The organism is Delftia sp. BGA-UO-ETr-SB1 (genome assembly GCF_059567865.1).
Genome location: NZ_JCAQOW010000006.1, coordinates 527,883 through 541,052 on the forward strand (window position 1 = coordinate 527,883; position 13,170 = coordinate 541,052).

Below are 13,170 nucleotides of genomic sequence, written 5' to 3' on the forward strand. Positions count from 1 at the left end.
AAGCAGCGCCTGGCCGGGCCTGGCCGGGTCAGCCTGTGCCTTGCAGGCGGGCGGCCTGCACCGTGGCCTCCAGCAGCTTTCTCTCCCGCTCCAGGTGGGCAATGAACTGGGCTTGCTCCATGGCCATGGGCTTGAAGCCGGCGTCGGCGAGCTTGCGCACCAGATCCGGCTCGGCCAGCACGGCTGCGGTCTCGCGGGCCAGGCGCTCGGCAATACGGGCGTCGGTGCGGGCCGGCAGCAGCAGGCCCTGCCAGGCCTCGACATCAAAGGACTGCCAGACCGGCGTTTCCTGCAGGCTGGGAGTCTGCGGCAAGGTGGCGGCGCGCAGGCGCGAGGTCACGCCCAGGCCGCGCAGCTTGCCTTCGCGTACAAAGGACTGGACCAGGGCCACGGGCAGCACGGCCAGGTCGATCTGCCCGCCCGCCAGCTCGGTCAGCGCCTGCGGGCCGGATTTGTAGGGCACATGCGTCCAAGACAGGCCGGCCTGCTGCTGGAGCATTTCTGCGGTCAGGTGCAGGCTGGTGCCCACGCCATCGGTGCCCACGGTCAGCCTGCCCGGCTGCTGGCGTGACAGCTGCACGAGCTCGGCCGCCGTGGTGGCCGGCAGGTCGGGGCGGCCTGCCAGCACGAAGGCCGAAGAGGCCACGGGCGCCACGGGCAGCAGTTCCCTGAGGGCGTCATACCGGAAGCGCTCTGGCGACACCAGCGGCGCAATGAGCACGCAGCTGGCCACGCCGAACAGCGCGGTATGACCGTCCGGCCTGGCCTTGATCACCCGCTGGGTGGCGATGGTGCCCGAGGCGCCCACGGTGTTTTCTATGACCACGGGCTGGCGCAGTCGCTCCGCCAGGCGCGGCATGACCAGGCGCGCGGCCACGTCCACGCTGCCGCCCGGCGAAAAGGGCACGACCACGGTCAGCGGCTGGCTGGGCCAGGCGTCGGCCCCAGCCGTGGACGCGCGGGCTGCCTGTGACAGCCAGGGCGCGCCCAGCATCCAGGCCGCCATTTGCCTGCGGTTGAGGCTCATGACAGCCTCCCGGCGGCACCCAGCCAGGGCAGCTGGTCCGCGTGGTAGCGCCAGGTCTGGAACACGCTGTTGAGCCGTCCGGGGCCGGTGCGGCGCGCTGCGGCATCGGGGTACTCGGCGAACCAGGGCAGGATGTATTCCCAGACCACCTCCCCCGCAGGCGTGACCTCGAAGAGCCGGCCCGTGGCCGATTCGGTGATGTGGGTGTTGCCGTTCCACAGGCGCTGGGCATTGCCCATGAAGGCGGTGTAGAAGGCGTTGACCATCTCGTCCTGGTAGCTCCAGACCACGCGGTGGTCGGCAGGATCGATCTCCACCACGCGCGAGAAGGCCACATGGGCGCCTTCGCGGAAGTTGCCGTTGTCGAAGGCCAGGATGTGGCCGTTGTCCAGCGCCACGGGCGCATGCTGGTGCGAGACCACCGAGGGTGGAATGTGCAGCGTCACCGCGCCGCTGGCCTTGTCCACGGCAATGATGCCGGAGGTGGTGCGCAGGCTCATGAGCACGCTGCCGTCGGCCCTCACGCCCAGCCCGTTGACCAGCGGCCAGTGGTAGCGGCCAAAGCCCGGGTGGATGGGGAAGTCCTCGGGCGCCAGATGCTCCCAGGCCTTCCATTCCCAGACCAGGCGGCCGCTGCGGTCCACTTCGCGGATCACGTCGCCGTACATCACCTCGCCGGGCCCGTGCGCGGTGCCGCCGGGCACGCGCTCGGCAAAGCCCGCAGGCACGGGCGCGCAGGCGGCATAGAGCAGATGGCCGTTGGGCAGCCACTGCGCGTCATGGTGGTGGTCCGGGTCCTCGTGGTGCCAGACGATCTCGCCCTGCGGCGTGACCTCGTAGAAATCGCCGCCATGCCACATGGACCACGGCGCATAGCGATCGGGCGAGCGGGGATGGTTGCCGTTGTAGCCCAGGTTGCCGTTGGGCAGGATCACGGCGTGCCGGCCCGCGCGCACGGGCAGCTTCCATTCATGGGCCACGCGGCCTTCGATGTCCACCAGGTAGACATGGCCGTCGGCCGTCTGCGGCGCGATCAGGGTGTAGCCGCCGGCCGAGAGGGCGGGGTCGTGGGCGATGAGTCCGACGCCGCGGCGGCGCTGGGTGACTTGGTCTACGGTGCTTGCCATGGGCTGCTTTCAAAGGAGGCCGGGAATGAGCGCCACTCTAGGCAGTCGCAAGCGTCAGGAATAGCTGTTTGTTTTGGATGAGGTGTCAGATAAAAATTTACACTCCGCGCCATGCCCGCAATCTCCCAGGCCTTTCGCTGTTTTGACGAGGTGGCGCGCCGTGGCTCGGTGCGCAAGGCCGCCGTCACGCTGCACCTGACGGCGGCCGCCGTGAACCAGCAAATCCTCAATCTGGAGGCCCAGGTCGGCGTGCCGCTGTTCGACCGCCTGCCGCGCGGCATGCAGCTGACAACGGCCGGGGAGCTGATGCTGGCGGCCGTGCGGCGCAGCCAGCGTGACTTCGACAACGCGCTGGCCCAGGTGGAGGACCTGCGCGCCCTGCGCCGGGGCCATGTGCGCGTGGGCGTGTCCCATGCCACGGCCGAGTACCTGCTGCCCCTGGTGATCGCCAGCCTGCACGGGCGCTATCCGGGCATCACCTTCAGCGTGCGTTCGGGCACGGGCGAGGAGCTGCTGCGCGGCGTGGCACAGGGAGAGATCGATGTGGCCTATTGCCTGCGCCGCCCGCCGCCGCCCGGCGTGCAGGAGGTGCGCGCCTGGCCCCAGCCGCTGGGTGCGGTGATGGCCCCCGGCCATCCGCTGGCCACCGAGCCGCGCCTGCTGCGCCTGCGCGATTGCGTGGACTATCCGCTGATCCTGATGGCGCCGGGCATGGAGTTGCGCAGCATGCTGGAGCAGATGGACAGCGCGGCCCTGCACCAGCAGCGGCCGCTGGTGGAGACCAGCTCCGTGCCCATGGTGCGGCGCCTGGTGGCCGGCAGCACGGCCCTGGGATTCCTGGTGCCCGACAACGTGGCCGAGGATGTGGCGGCCGGCCGCCTGCTCTGGCGGCCCCTGCATGACGCAGGTGCGCAGTTGCCCGGCTGCCTGTACCAGCGCATCGGCTACACCAAGGCAGCCGCCATGAGGCTGTTTCTGGACGAGCTGGAGCGCGTGGCCGACGAGATGCGCGCCGGCTTCGAGACCGGCGTGTCCTGGTCGCTCAAGGACCTGGCGACCTGAGCGACCCTGGCCACCTGAGTGACCTGAACGATCGGCTGCGGGGCGTCAGACGCCCCGGGCGCGCTCGGCCTTGAAGCGTGCGCGCATTTCAGTGAAGTTGCCCGCCTCCAGCGCATTGCGCACTTCCTGCATCAGGTTCAGGTAGTAGTGCAGGTTGTGGATGGTGGTGAGCATGGGGCCCAGCATCTCGCCGCAGCGGTCCAGGTGGTGCAGGTAGGCGCGCGAGAAGCCGTCGCGTCCGCCTTGCTCCCAGCTCACGCCGCTGGTGCCTGCGCAGGCATGGCAGGTGCAGCTGGGGTCCAGCGGCTGGTGGTCGGTCTTGTGACGTGCGTTGCGGATCTTCAGGTCGCCATAGCGCGTGAAGATGGTGCCGTTGCGCGCATTGCGCGTGGGCATGACGCAGTCGAACATGTCCACGCCGTCGGCCACGCCCTGCACCAGGTCCTCGGGCGTGCCCACGCCCATCAGGTAGCGCGGCTTGTGGGCCGGCAGGCGGTGGGGCGTGTGGGCCATGATGGCCAGCATCTCGTCCTTGGGCTCGCCCACCGAGACGCCGCCCACGGCGTAGCCGGGGAAGTCCATCTCGACCAGGGCCTGCAGCGATTCCTCGCGCAGGTTCTCGTACATGCCGCCCTGCACGATGCCGAACAGCGCATTGGGGTTGCCCAGGCGCTGGAACTCGTCGCTGGAGCGCTTGGCCCAGCGGCGGCTCATCTCCATGCTCTTGCGTGCCTCGGCCTCGGTGGTCTTGTGGCCGTTGGTCTCGTAGGGCGTGCATTCGTCCAGCTGCATGACGATGTCCGAGTTCAGCACGGTCTGGATCTGCATGCTGACTTCGGGCGACATGAACAGCTTGTCGCCGTTGACCGGGCTGGCGAAGTGCACGCCTTCCTCGGTGATCTTGCGCATGGCGCCCAGGCTCCAGACCTGGAATCCGCCCGAGTCGGTGAGGATGGGCTTGTCCCACTTCTCGAAGCCGTGCAGGCCGCCGAAGCTCTGCATGATGTCCAGCCCCGGGCGCATCCACAGGTGGAAGGTGTTGCCCAGGATGATCTGCGCGCCCATCTCCTGCAGGCTGCGCGGCATCACGCCCTTGACGGTGCCATAGGTGCCCACGGGCATGAAGATGGGTGTCTGCACCACGCCGTGGTTGAGCGTGAGCTGGCCGCGGCGCGCGTGGCTGGAGGGATCGGTCTTGAGCAGGTCGAATTGCAGCATAGCCCTCCATTGTCCCAGATGGCCGCATGTGCGTGTCGGACGCTCCGCGACTGTCCCCGGAGCCCGTCTGGCTTAGCCGGCCCGCGTCTACACTGGGGTGGTTGCGATTCGCCAGCTACAAAAAAGGAGGTCTGCATGCTGAAGATCATGATTGCCGTCGACGGGTCCGAGCCCTCGCTGGATGCCGTGCACCACGCCATCTCCCTGGTGCGCCAGGGCCTGCAGGCGCATTTCGTGCTGGCCCATGTGCAGCAGGAAGCCTCGCTGTTCGAGCTGGCCACGCAGGACTCGGACATGATTGCCGCCGCCAGCGTGGACGCCGGCATGCACCTGGTGGCGCCGGCCGTGGCCCTGGTGCGGGCGGCCGGCATTTCCTACGAGGTGGAGATCGGCCTGGGCGAGCCCGCCGCCGCGCTGGCCGACATTGCCGAGAGCACGGGCTGCGAGCAGATCATCATCGGCGCACTGGGCCAGGGCGGCCTGCGGCGCGTGCTGATCGGCTCGGTCTCGCGCGAGGTGGCACGCAACAGCCGGCTGCCCGTGACCATCGTCAAGCATGCCGAGCCGCACGATGAAGAAGGGGAAGAGGACCTGGGTCCCGAGTGAGGGGGTGCCGGGCGCGGGCGGGCTTTCAGGCGGCCCGCCGTTGCTGGCCCTGATGGGACTGGTGCCGGCCTGCATGGGCGCCGTAAGCTCCGTAGGCACCATGAGCGTGCGCATGCGCGTGGGGTTGCAGCTTGCCGTGCGGCAGGCTGGCCAGGCGCTGGAACATGCGGCGGCAGTAGCCGCGTATGCCCAGGCATTTGTTGATCTCATCCACCGGCAGGGGCCCGGAGACCACGACGATGCTGTCGGCCTGGTCCCAGTCGCCGGCCGCGCGCAGCCGCCTGCGCGTGCACAGCGCCCAGGCATGGATGCGCGTGGGCGAGCCATGCTCATGGACCTGGCCCGTGACCAGGTCGAAGGCAATGGCCACCAGCTCGGTCCTGAGCCGGCAGCGGCGCTCGCCCGTGATGGCACTGGGCGTCTCGCGCATGTCGTACAGGCAGTAACTGCCGGCCTTGAGCTGGTATTGCAAATCCATGGCGGACCTCCGCGGTTCGTTCTGGGGCGGGTTCCGGGCCTGCCTGCAAAGGCCCGGGGCATCGGCGCATTCTGACGCATGGCCCCGGCCGCTGGCAATGCAGCCAGCGGGGCGGGGCTTCCCCGCGAAGGGCAAGCGGCAAAGCGTGCCCGGCGAGGGCCGGTCTTCTAGAAGTCCAGAAGACTGAAACCCACGCTGAGCACGGTGCGCTTGTAGTTGTAATCGATCAGGCTGTCACCGTATCCGCTGAAAAGCTGGACATGCAGGCGCAAATTGCTCTTGCCACCGTTCCATCCTTCGCCTAGGGTGCGCAGCCATTCGACGCGGCCGGAGCCACGGCCCTGGCCGAGCGAGCCGCGCGCAGTGAAGCCCAGATAGTTCTGTGCATTGACGTTCCAGCCCAGTTTCACCTCGCCCCGGCCGATGTAGTCCTGGATGCGCGGGTTGTCGTCGTGCTCGGCGCTTTCGCGGATGCGCTGCCAGGCCTTGGCGTGCAGCTGCCAGCGGTTGTCCAGCTCGAAGCCGGTCATCAGATACCAGCGGTTCCAGCTGCGCGACAGCGGATCGCTCTGGCCGTTGGACTGGTGCACCAGGCCTACGCCGCTGTAGCGCCAGCGCCAGCCGAAGGGCAGCCGGGCATCGGTGGGGTAGACGTAGAAGATCTCGGGCTCGTGGTCCGTGTTGCGGAAGGGCCGCGAGATGGCGGGGCTGAACAGCTGCCAGTACGACTGCTGGGTGTAGCCGACCCACAGCGAGTCCTTGCCCGCCGAGGTGCTGCTGGTCAGCAGGCCCTGGGCGACCTTGGTGCGCACGGACAGCTGCACGCGCATTTCCTCGGTCTTGTAGGGCTGCGACTGCGCAGGGTCCTTGCCGGGCGTGGTGGGCTGCCGGTTGACATGGTCGGCCGTCACCACGGACACGGACATGGGCCGGTAGCCGCGGAAGCTGAAGGTGCCGCAGTCGCTGCCCGGTTCCAGCTCGAAGTAGCGCGACAGCTCGCTGTAGCGCGGGTCGCGGCAGCCGCCGTTGGTGGGGGTGGTGGGCAGCGCCAGGCCCTGGCCGCTGTCGGCCGTCACCACGGGGGCGGGCGTGGGCAGGGCGCCAGGATCGGCTGCGGCGCTGGCGGCCGGAGCACTCCAGCCGGTGGCCGGCGGCGCGGTCAGCGGTTGCTGCTGCTGGGCCCAGGTGTCGAAGCAGGCCAGGCGAGACTGGTTGTCCGTGGTGGCGGCGCACTGGCGCCAGGCGTCCTCGGACAGGGGGCGGGGCGCGGTCTGCGCCTGGGCGCCGAGCCAGGGCGTGGCGCCCAGTCCCATGGCCAGGGCCCACTGCAGGGGTGTCGGCGTGCGGCTTGGGCGCTTGCGGCGATCCAGGTGTGTAGGAGTCGTCATGGCTTGGGTCCGGTGATGGAAGGAGCGAAGAGTAAGGGGTAATGAGTGAAGAGGGAGCAGGGGGCTCGTGTGCAGGCTCGGGGGCCGGTCACGGCGCGAGCTTGCGCAGCACGAAGGGCCGGGGCGCCGCATCGTCGCTTTCGATGAAGTTGCCGCGGATCTCGCGGGCGCAGCTGCCTTCGACTACATCGCCCAGCCAGGTGGCGGTGATGCGCTTGCCGTCGGCGCTTTCTTCCAGCGTGATGTGGTCATCGGCCACGTCGCCGACCATGGGGCGGGTGTCTGCGCCGCGCGCGATCGTGCCCTTGACGTTGCCCTTCCACTGGGGGTGCGGCCCCAGCTGCAGGCGCACGGGCTGGGACTGGCCTTCGACGGTTCCCGTCCATTCGCCCTGCAGCTGGCTGTCCTTCATCTCCTCGTCGCCGGGGCATGGGGCGTGTGGCAGGGCGGTGGCAGCGCGGGCGGCCTTGGGCGCGGCCTGGAGGGTGGGCCGGGTGGTGGTCTGCAGGTCCGTGCTGGAGCAGGCGGTGGTCACGGCCACCAGCGCCAGGCTGAGAACGGGGCGGTAAAAACGCATGCGGTGTCTTTCTGGAATCAGGAGTCGGCGGGCGTGGACTGCTGTGCCTTGAGGGCGAACTCGGCGCGCAGCTGGCGCAGCTTCTCGCGCGGGTCCTCGCGCGAGGTGGCGGCGTCCAGGCCCATTTCCTTGATGAAGCGGCTGGGCAGGGTGGAGACCATCTCGCGCCCCTTCTTGCGGCGCTTGGTCCAGCTCACGGCCAGCGAGCGCCGGGCGCGCGTGATGCCCACGTACATGAGGCGGCGCTCTTCCTGCAGGCGCTGGGCGGTTTCGTCGCTGACCTTCTGCTGGCGGCCGTTGTCGTCGTCGAGCTTGAAGGGCAGCATGCCCTCGGTCACGCCCACCAGCATCACATGCGGCCATTCCAGGCCCTTGGAGGCATGCAGGGTGGACAGGATGACCATGTCCTGCTCCTTCTCGCGCTCGCTGATGGTGGACAGCAGGGCGATGTTGCGCGCCACTTCCAGCAGGCTCTTGACCTCGGTGTGCGTGGTCGTGCCCGCCGCATCCTCGATCTGGCCGCCGGCGCGCTGGGCCATCCAGTCGCAGAACTCCAGCACGTTGCTCCAGCGGGCGGCGGCCACCGATTCGCTGTCCTCGCTGTCGTAGAGGTACTGCTCGTAGCCGATCTCCTTGAGCCAGTCGAGCATGAAGCCGCGCGACTGCTCGGCGCCCAGCGTGTGGCGGGCGCGGTATTCGAGGTCGTTGATGTAGCGGCCGAACTCCAGCAGGCTGTCATGCGCCTTCTTGGGCAGGGCCGCTTCCAGCATGTGCGCGAACAGGGCGCCGAACATGCTGAGCTTGTGCTGCGAGGAAAACTCGCCCAGCTTGCCCAGCGTGGTGTGGCCTATGCCGCGCCTGGGCGTGCCGATGGCGCGCAGGAAGGCGGGGTCGTCGTCGTTGTTGATCCACAGCCGGAACCAGGCGCACAGGTCCTTGATCTCGGCGCGGTCGAAGAAGCTGGTGCCGCCCGAGACCTTGTAGGGAATGCTGGCCTTGCGCAAGGCCTTCTCGAAGGGCTTGGCCTGGTGGTTGGCGCGGTAGAGGATGGCGAAATCCTTCCAGTCCGGCGGCGGGTTGCTGGCCGCGCGCAGGCTCTGGATACGGGCGACGGCGCGCTCGGCCTCGTGCTCCTCGGTGTCGCAGTCCACGATGCGCACGGGCTCGCCCTCGCCCAGCTCCGAGAACAGCGTCTTCGGATAGAGCTTGGGGTTGGGCTGGATGACGTTGTTGGCCGCGCGCAGGATGGCCGAGGTGGAGCGGTAGTTCTGCTCCAGCTTGATCACCTTGAGCTGCGGGAACTCCACCGGCAGCTTCTTGAGGTTGTCCAGCGTGGCGCCGCGCCAGCCGTAGATGCTCTGGTCGTCGTCGCCCACGGCGGTGAAGTGGGCGCGGCTGCCCACCAGCATCTTGAGCAGCTCGTACTGCGTGGCGTTGGTGTCCTGGTATTCGTCCACCAGCACATGGCCCAGCAGGCGCTGCCATTTCTCGCGCACTTCGATGTGGTTCTTGAGCAGGCGCATGGGCATGCCGATCAGGTCGTCGAAATCCACGCTCTGGTAGGCGGTCAGACGCTCTTCGTAGCGCTGCATGATCAGCGCCGTGCTGCGCTCGTTGTCGTCCTGGGCCATGGCCAGGGCCTTGCGGCTGTCCCAGCCGGCGTTCTTCCAGTTGCTGATGGTCCACTGCCACTGGCGCGCCGTGGACAGGTCGGTGGTGCCGCCCGAGCAGTCCTTGAGGATGCCCGTCACGTCGTCGGCATCCAGGATGCTGAACTGGGGCTTGAGGCCCAGCACATGGCCGTCCTCGCGCACCATGCGCACGCCCAGGGCGTGGAAGGTGCACACCAGCACGTCCTTGGCCTGGCGGCCGATGAGGCCGGCCGCGCGCTCGCGCATTTCGGCTGCGGCCTTGTTGGTGAAGGTGATGGCCGCGATGCGGCGCGGCGCCATGCCCATCTCGATCAGGCGCCCGATCTTGTGCGTGATCACGCGTGTCTTGCCCGAGCCCGCGCCGGCCAGGACCAGGCAGGGGCCTTCGGTGTAGTGGACGGCCTGGAGCTGGGCCAGATTGAGTCCTGCGGACATGGGTGCGTTGCGCGGGGAAAGGCGTGAAAGTGAGGGAAGCGGGAGCATACCGCTTCGGGGATCGAGGCCATCAGGCCATGTGTAAGCACCCTTGGAATTCGGCGACAAATCTCGCGGCCCCTCTGGTCCGTACTGTGGCGGCGTTGGTCTAAATAGAAAAGTTCACATTAAATCAAGTGAGTAATGTGTAAAAACTATCCAAAATATCAGTCTTCGCCGATGTTCTGTCACGGGCGAATCTGGTTTGTCCATTTCAGTTCCTATCCGGTGAGGTGTCAAAGATGGCTCGCACTACAGACGAGATCGGCCTGGCTGCCGAGCTGTGGTCTCCTCTGCTCAAGCAGCGTTTCGAGGCATTGTTCGCCGTGGCGTCCCGCAAGTCGCTGCGCGGCTGGCGGCAGGTGCCCCTGGTCAGCGCCCAGGTGCTGGTCGTCGATGGCAACATGCCCGCGCCCGAGGCTGCAGGGTGGATGCCCTGCGTGGTCTACGTGGGTGGAGTGCCCCAGGGACAGCACCTGGAGCGCACGCAGCAGCGACTGGCAACCTATCTGGACATGAATTTCACGCTGTCCGACCTGATCGACATGCTGGACCGGGCGGCCGTCTTCCTCATGGACTGGACGGTGCGCCAGCAGGTGGCGACGTCGCATACGCTGGCGCGGGCGCTGGACGATCTGCAGCAGCAGGGCGTGGACTGCCGCTACCGCTTCCAGCTCAAGGCCTGGGTGGCGCTGCCCGCGCCGTGGAACAACTCCGAATGCCTGCGTGCCCTGGCCATGCTGTGCCGTGGCCCCATGGAGGTGGCCCTGTTGTGCGAGCACAGCGGCATGCAGGCCCGCGCCGTGGCCGAACTGCTGCGCCATCCCCGGCTGCGCAGCCTGCTGGAGTGCAGCCTGCGCGCCGCGCGCGAAGACGATCTCCCGCCGCTGCGCCGCAGCCGCGCACAGGCGCCCGACGCGGTGGCCGGCCTGCCGCGCCAGTGGGTGCAGAAGCTGGCCGGCTGGATCCGGCGCGGAGGAGTGGCATGAGCCTGTGGATGAACGCGCAGCCTGCTGCCGGGTTGGTACGGGTGAGCCTGGTGGGCCTCATGGGCATAGGCAAGACCACGGCCCTGCGCAGCCTGTGCGGCGCGTTGATGGCGGCGGCGGATGTGCCCAATCTGGACCGGGCCTCCCATTCCAAGGAATTCACCACGGTGGGTGCCGAGTTCGGCGAGATCGACCTGGGCGGTGGAGAGCGGCTGCAGCTGGTGGGCAGCCCGGGGCAGGAACGCTTCGACTTCGTGCGCCGCTGGGTGCTCAATGCCTCGGTGGGCGTGCTGCTGATGGTGGATGTCTGCGACGCCAGCGCACCGGACTACGCGGCGCAGTGCCTGGCCGAGATCGCCTCTCTGGAATCCGGGCCCCTGGTGGTGGTGGTCAGTTGCCGTGATGCCAGCGAGCAACAGCAGGAAGCATTCAGCAGCGCCTTGGCGGACAGAGGTCACGGTATAGTGCCTGTCATCCAGGCGGACCCCCGTGACCGGCAGCAGTTGCTGGATGCGCTGGGGGTGCTCGTTTCCTTGCTTTCCTTGCAAAGTCAGGTATGAAGACACCAACGCTTCCCCGGATTCCTCCCTCTCTGATCGAAGCTGGCAGCGATGTGCTCCACCGCGTGGTGGCGCCCCTGGAGGGCGTGCACATCGCCTTGCTGTGCACGCCTGACGGCTTCGAGATCACCTCCCTGCGGGTCAGGAGCGAACTGCCGACGGAGCGCCTGTCGGCCATGGCGGGCTCGCTCATGGCCATGGCCAGGGCCGTGGCCACCGAGATAGGCCACAAGTCCTGCCGGCGGCTGACCTTCGAGACCGAGCTGGGCACCGTCCTCTTCCAGGCCGTGGCCGGCAACCAGCCGGCCATCCTGTGCATGGTGGTCGATCAAAGCGCCCTGCTGGGCCGCGCGCTGTGGGCGGCGGGCGAAGTGGCCTCCGAACTGTCCCGTTCCTGATCCGCGGCATCCGCTGCAGAAGTTTGGTTTTCTTCCCCCGAGGAGCGGGCGCGGTGGTCCATCGCACAGCCTGCCCTTGCTATTTGAAAAGGTGGCATATGGCTTCGATACATGATTCTCTGAACGGCCTGCTGGGCATCGATGGCGCCCTGTGCGCGGCCCTGGTGGACAGCACCAGCGGCATGCTCATGGGCAGCGTGGGCTCCGGCCTCGACATGGAGCTGGCCGCTGCCGGCAACACGGAGGTGGTACGCGCCAAGCTCAAGACCATGCGCATGCTCAAGCTCGATGACGCCATCGACGACATCCTGATCACCCTGACGCACCAGTACCACATCATCCGGCCCGTGGCCGCCCATGAAGGTGTGTTCTTCTACCTGGTGCTGGACAAGAGCCGCTCCAATCTGGCGCTGGCCCGCCGCAAGGTGCAGGACGTCGAGAAGGACCTGGCGCTATAAGCGCACGCGCTTGTTGCGCTCACGCCCGACCTGCCGGATGCGGATTCCGGCAGGTTTTTTTTCGTCCGGCGTCCGCGCGGTGACACGGGCGCGCGGCAGCGGCACCGGCTTGCTGCCAGAATCGCCGCGTGCTGTCCGTCCTGCTGATCACCTTCCCCTTCTTCGCGCTTGTGGCCTGCGGCTTTGCGGCCACCTGGCGTGGCGTGCTGCCGCAGGCGGCGATACCGGGGCTCAATGCCTTCGTGCTGTATTTCGCGCTGCCCTGCATGCTGTTCCGCTTTGGCGCGCAGACGCCGATTGCCCAGCTGCTGGATGTGGGCGTCTCCGTGGTCTACCTGCTGTGCGCGCTGCTGATGGTGGGCGCCACCGTGGCGCTGACCGTGCGGCGCGTGGGCTGGAACGATGCAGCCTTTGGCGCGCTGGTGGCGGCCTTTCCCAACACCGGCTTCATGGGCGTGCCCATGCTGGTGGCGCTGCTGGGCGAGCGTGCCGCAGGCCCGGTCATCGTCACCATGGCCATCGACATGGTGGTGACCACCTCGCTGTGCATTGCGCTGTCGCGCCTGGGGCTGCCGGGCGGGCATGGTGTGTCCGTGGCGCTGCGCAGGGCGTTTGCCGGCATGGCCGCCAATCCCATGCCCTGGGCCATCGTGCTGGGTGGCGTGGCCTCGGCGGCAGGCTGGACGCTGCCCGGCCCCATCGACCGCACCGTGGCCATGCTGGCGGGCGCGGCCTCGCCCGTGGCGCTGTTCACCATTGGCGCCGTGCTGGCGCGCTCGCAGATGAACAGCCACGAGCGCGTGGCCGCGCGCGACTACGTGCCCATTGCGCTGGCCAAGCTGCTGGTCCACCCGCTGCTGGTCTGGGCCGTGGCCCGCGCGGCCATGGCGCTAGGCCTGCCGCTCGGCGAAGAGGCCTTTGTGGCGCTGGTGCTGCTGGCCGCGCTGCCCAGCGCCAGCAATGTCTCGCTGCTGACCGAGCGCTTCGGGGCGCACGGCGGGCGCGTGGCCCGCATCATCCTGGTGTCCACGGTGCTGGCCTTCCTGAGCTTCTCGGGCGCCGTGGCGCTGATGACCTGAGCAGGCCCGGGCACACCTGAGCGGCAGGCCCGGGGCGCACGGGCATGCTGGTGCTCACTACAATCCCGCCCATGTTT

14 protein-coding genes are annotated in these 13,170 nt (G+C 68.3%); 7 read left to right on the forward strand and 7 right to left on the reverse strand.

Annotated elements, in window-relative coordinates; translation table 11 throughout:
- Positions 1-28: 28 nt before the first annotated feature.
- Both AC57B5_RS21215 and AC57B5_RS21220 read right to left on the reverse strand, forming a co-directional pair.
- Positions 29-1,027, reverse strand: a complete 999-nt coding sequence (locus AC57B5_RS21215; protein WP_496400273.1) for a Bug family tripartite tricarboxylate transporter substrate binding protein — start codon at positions 1,025-1,027, stop codon at positions 29-31.
- Positions 1,024-2,154 (reverse strand): aryl-sulfate sulfotransferase, encoded by a 1,131-nt coding sequence (locus tag AC57B5_RS21220; protein ID WP_496400274.1) that lies wholly within the window; start codon positions 2,152-2,154, stop codon positions 1,024-1,026. Before AC57B5_RS21220 ends, AC57B5_RS21215 begins: the two co-directional genes overlap by 4 nt.
- Before the next feature lie 111 nt (positions 2,155-2,265).
- Here AC57B5_RS21220 and AC57B5_RS21225 point away from each other — a divergent pair, with 111 nt between their 5' ends.
- Positions 2,266-3,216 carry a LysR family transcriptional regulator gene (locus AC57B5_RS21225; RefSeq protein ID WP_012202480.1) on the forward strand — a complete coding sequence of 317 codons (951 nt, stop codon included), beginning with the start codon at positions 2,266-2,268 and terminating at the stop codon, positions 3,214-3,216.
- Between the two features lie 45 nt (positions 3,217-3,261).
- Here the strand turns inward: AC57B5_RS21225 and tgt are convergent, their stop codons facing one another.
- On the reverse strand, positions 3,262-4,434 hold the full coding sequence (gene tgt / locus AC57B5_RS21230; protein WP_012202481.1) for a tRNA guanosine(34) transglycosylase Tgt: 1,173 nt from the start codon (positions 4,432-4,434) through the stop codon (positions 3,262-3,264).
- Between the two features lie 135 nt (positions 4,435-4,569).
- Between tgt and AC57B5_RS21235 the strand changes: the two genes are divergently transcribed.
- Complete coding sequence (locus AC57B5_RS21235; RefSeq protein WP_034397960.1) at positions 4,570-5,040, forward strand: universal stress protein; 471 nt, start codon at positions 4,570-4,572, stop codon at positions 5,038-5,040.
- Positions 5,041-5,065: 25 nt separating this feature from the next.
- On the opposite strand, the gene AC57B5_RS21240 is transcribed toward AC57B5_RS21235, so the two are convergent.
- The 4 genes from AC57B5_RS21240 to AC57B5_RS21255 all read right to left on the reverse strand — a co-directional run bounded on the left by AC57B5_RS21240 (position 5,066) and on the right by AC57B5_RS21255 (position 9,570).
- Positions 5,066-5,518, reverse strand: coding sequence for a hypothetical protein (locus AC57B5_RS21240; RefSeq protein ID WP_012202483.1), 453 nt, complete (start codon positions 5,516-5,518; stop codon positions 5,066-5,068).
- A gap of 167 nt (positions 5,519-5,685) precedes the next feature.
- On the reverse strand, positions 5,686-6,906 hold the full coding sequence (locus AC57B5_RS21245; RefSeq protein ID WP_012202484.1) for a phospholipase A: 1,221 nt from the start codon (positions 6,904-6,906) through the stop codon (positions 5,686-5,688).
- 88 nt (positions 6,907-6,994) lie between these two features.
- On the reverse strand, positions 6,995-7,483 hold the full coding sequence (locus AC57B5_RS21250; protein ID WP_492386214.1) for a hypothetical protein: 489 nt from the start codon (positions 7,481-7,483) through the stop codon (positions 6,995-6,997).
- Between the two features lie 17 nt (positions 7,484-7,500).
- Entirely contained in the window at positions 7,501-9,570 is a 2,070-nt protein-coding gene (locus tag AC57B5_RS21255; protein WP_496400275.1) for an ATP-dependent helicase, read from the reverse strand.
- A gap of 281 nt (positions 9,571-9,851) precedes the next feature.
- Between AC57B5_RS21255 and AC57B5_RS21260 the strand changes: the two genes are divergently transcribed.
- From AC57B5_RS21260 to AC57B5_RS21280, 5 genes are all read left to right on the forward strand, one after another.
- Complete coding sequence (locus AC57B5_RS21260; protein WP_013800310.1) at positions 9,852-10,598, forward strand: hypothetical protein; 747 nt, start codon at positions 9,852-9,854, stop codon at positions 10,596-10,598.
- A complete protein-coding gene (locus AC57B5_RS21265; RefSeq protein WP_496400276.1) occupies positions 10,595-11,158 on the forward strand; it encodes a GTP-binding protein in 564 nt (187 codons plus the stop codon). The genes AC57B5_RS21260 and AC57B5_RS21265 overlap by 4 nt, the downstream gene beginning before the upstream one ends.
- Complete coding sequence (locus tag AC57B5_RS21270) at positions 11,155-11,556, forward strand: roadblock/LC7 domain-containing protein (RefSeq protein WP_012202489.1); 402 nt, start codon at positions 11,155-11,157, stop codon at positions 11,554-11,556. Before AC57B5_RS21265 ends, AC57B5_RS21270 begins: the two co-directional genes overlap by 4 nt.
- A 98-nt stretch (positions 11,557-11,654) precedes the next feature.
- Positions 11,655-12,014, forward strand: a complete 360-nt coding sequence (locus AC57B5_RS21275) for a hypothetical protein (RefSeq protein ID WP_012202490.1) — start codon at positions 11,655-11,657, stop codon at positions 12,012-12,014.
- 128 nt (positions 12,015-12,142) lie between these two features.
- Positions 12,143-13,093: an AEC family transporter gene (locus tag AC57B5_RS21280; protein ID WP_012202491.1), complete on the forward strand. Its 951-nt coding sequence runs from the start codon at positions 12,143-12,145 to the stop codon at positions 13,091-13,093.
- The last annotated feature ends 77 nt before the right edge of the window (positions 13,094-13,170 follow it).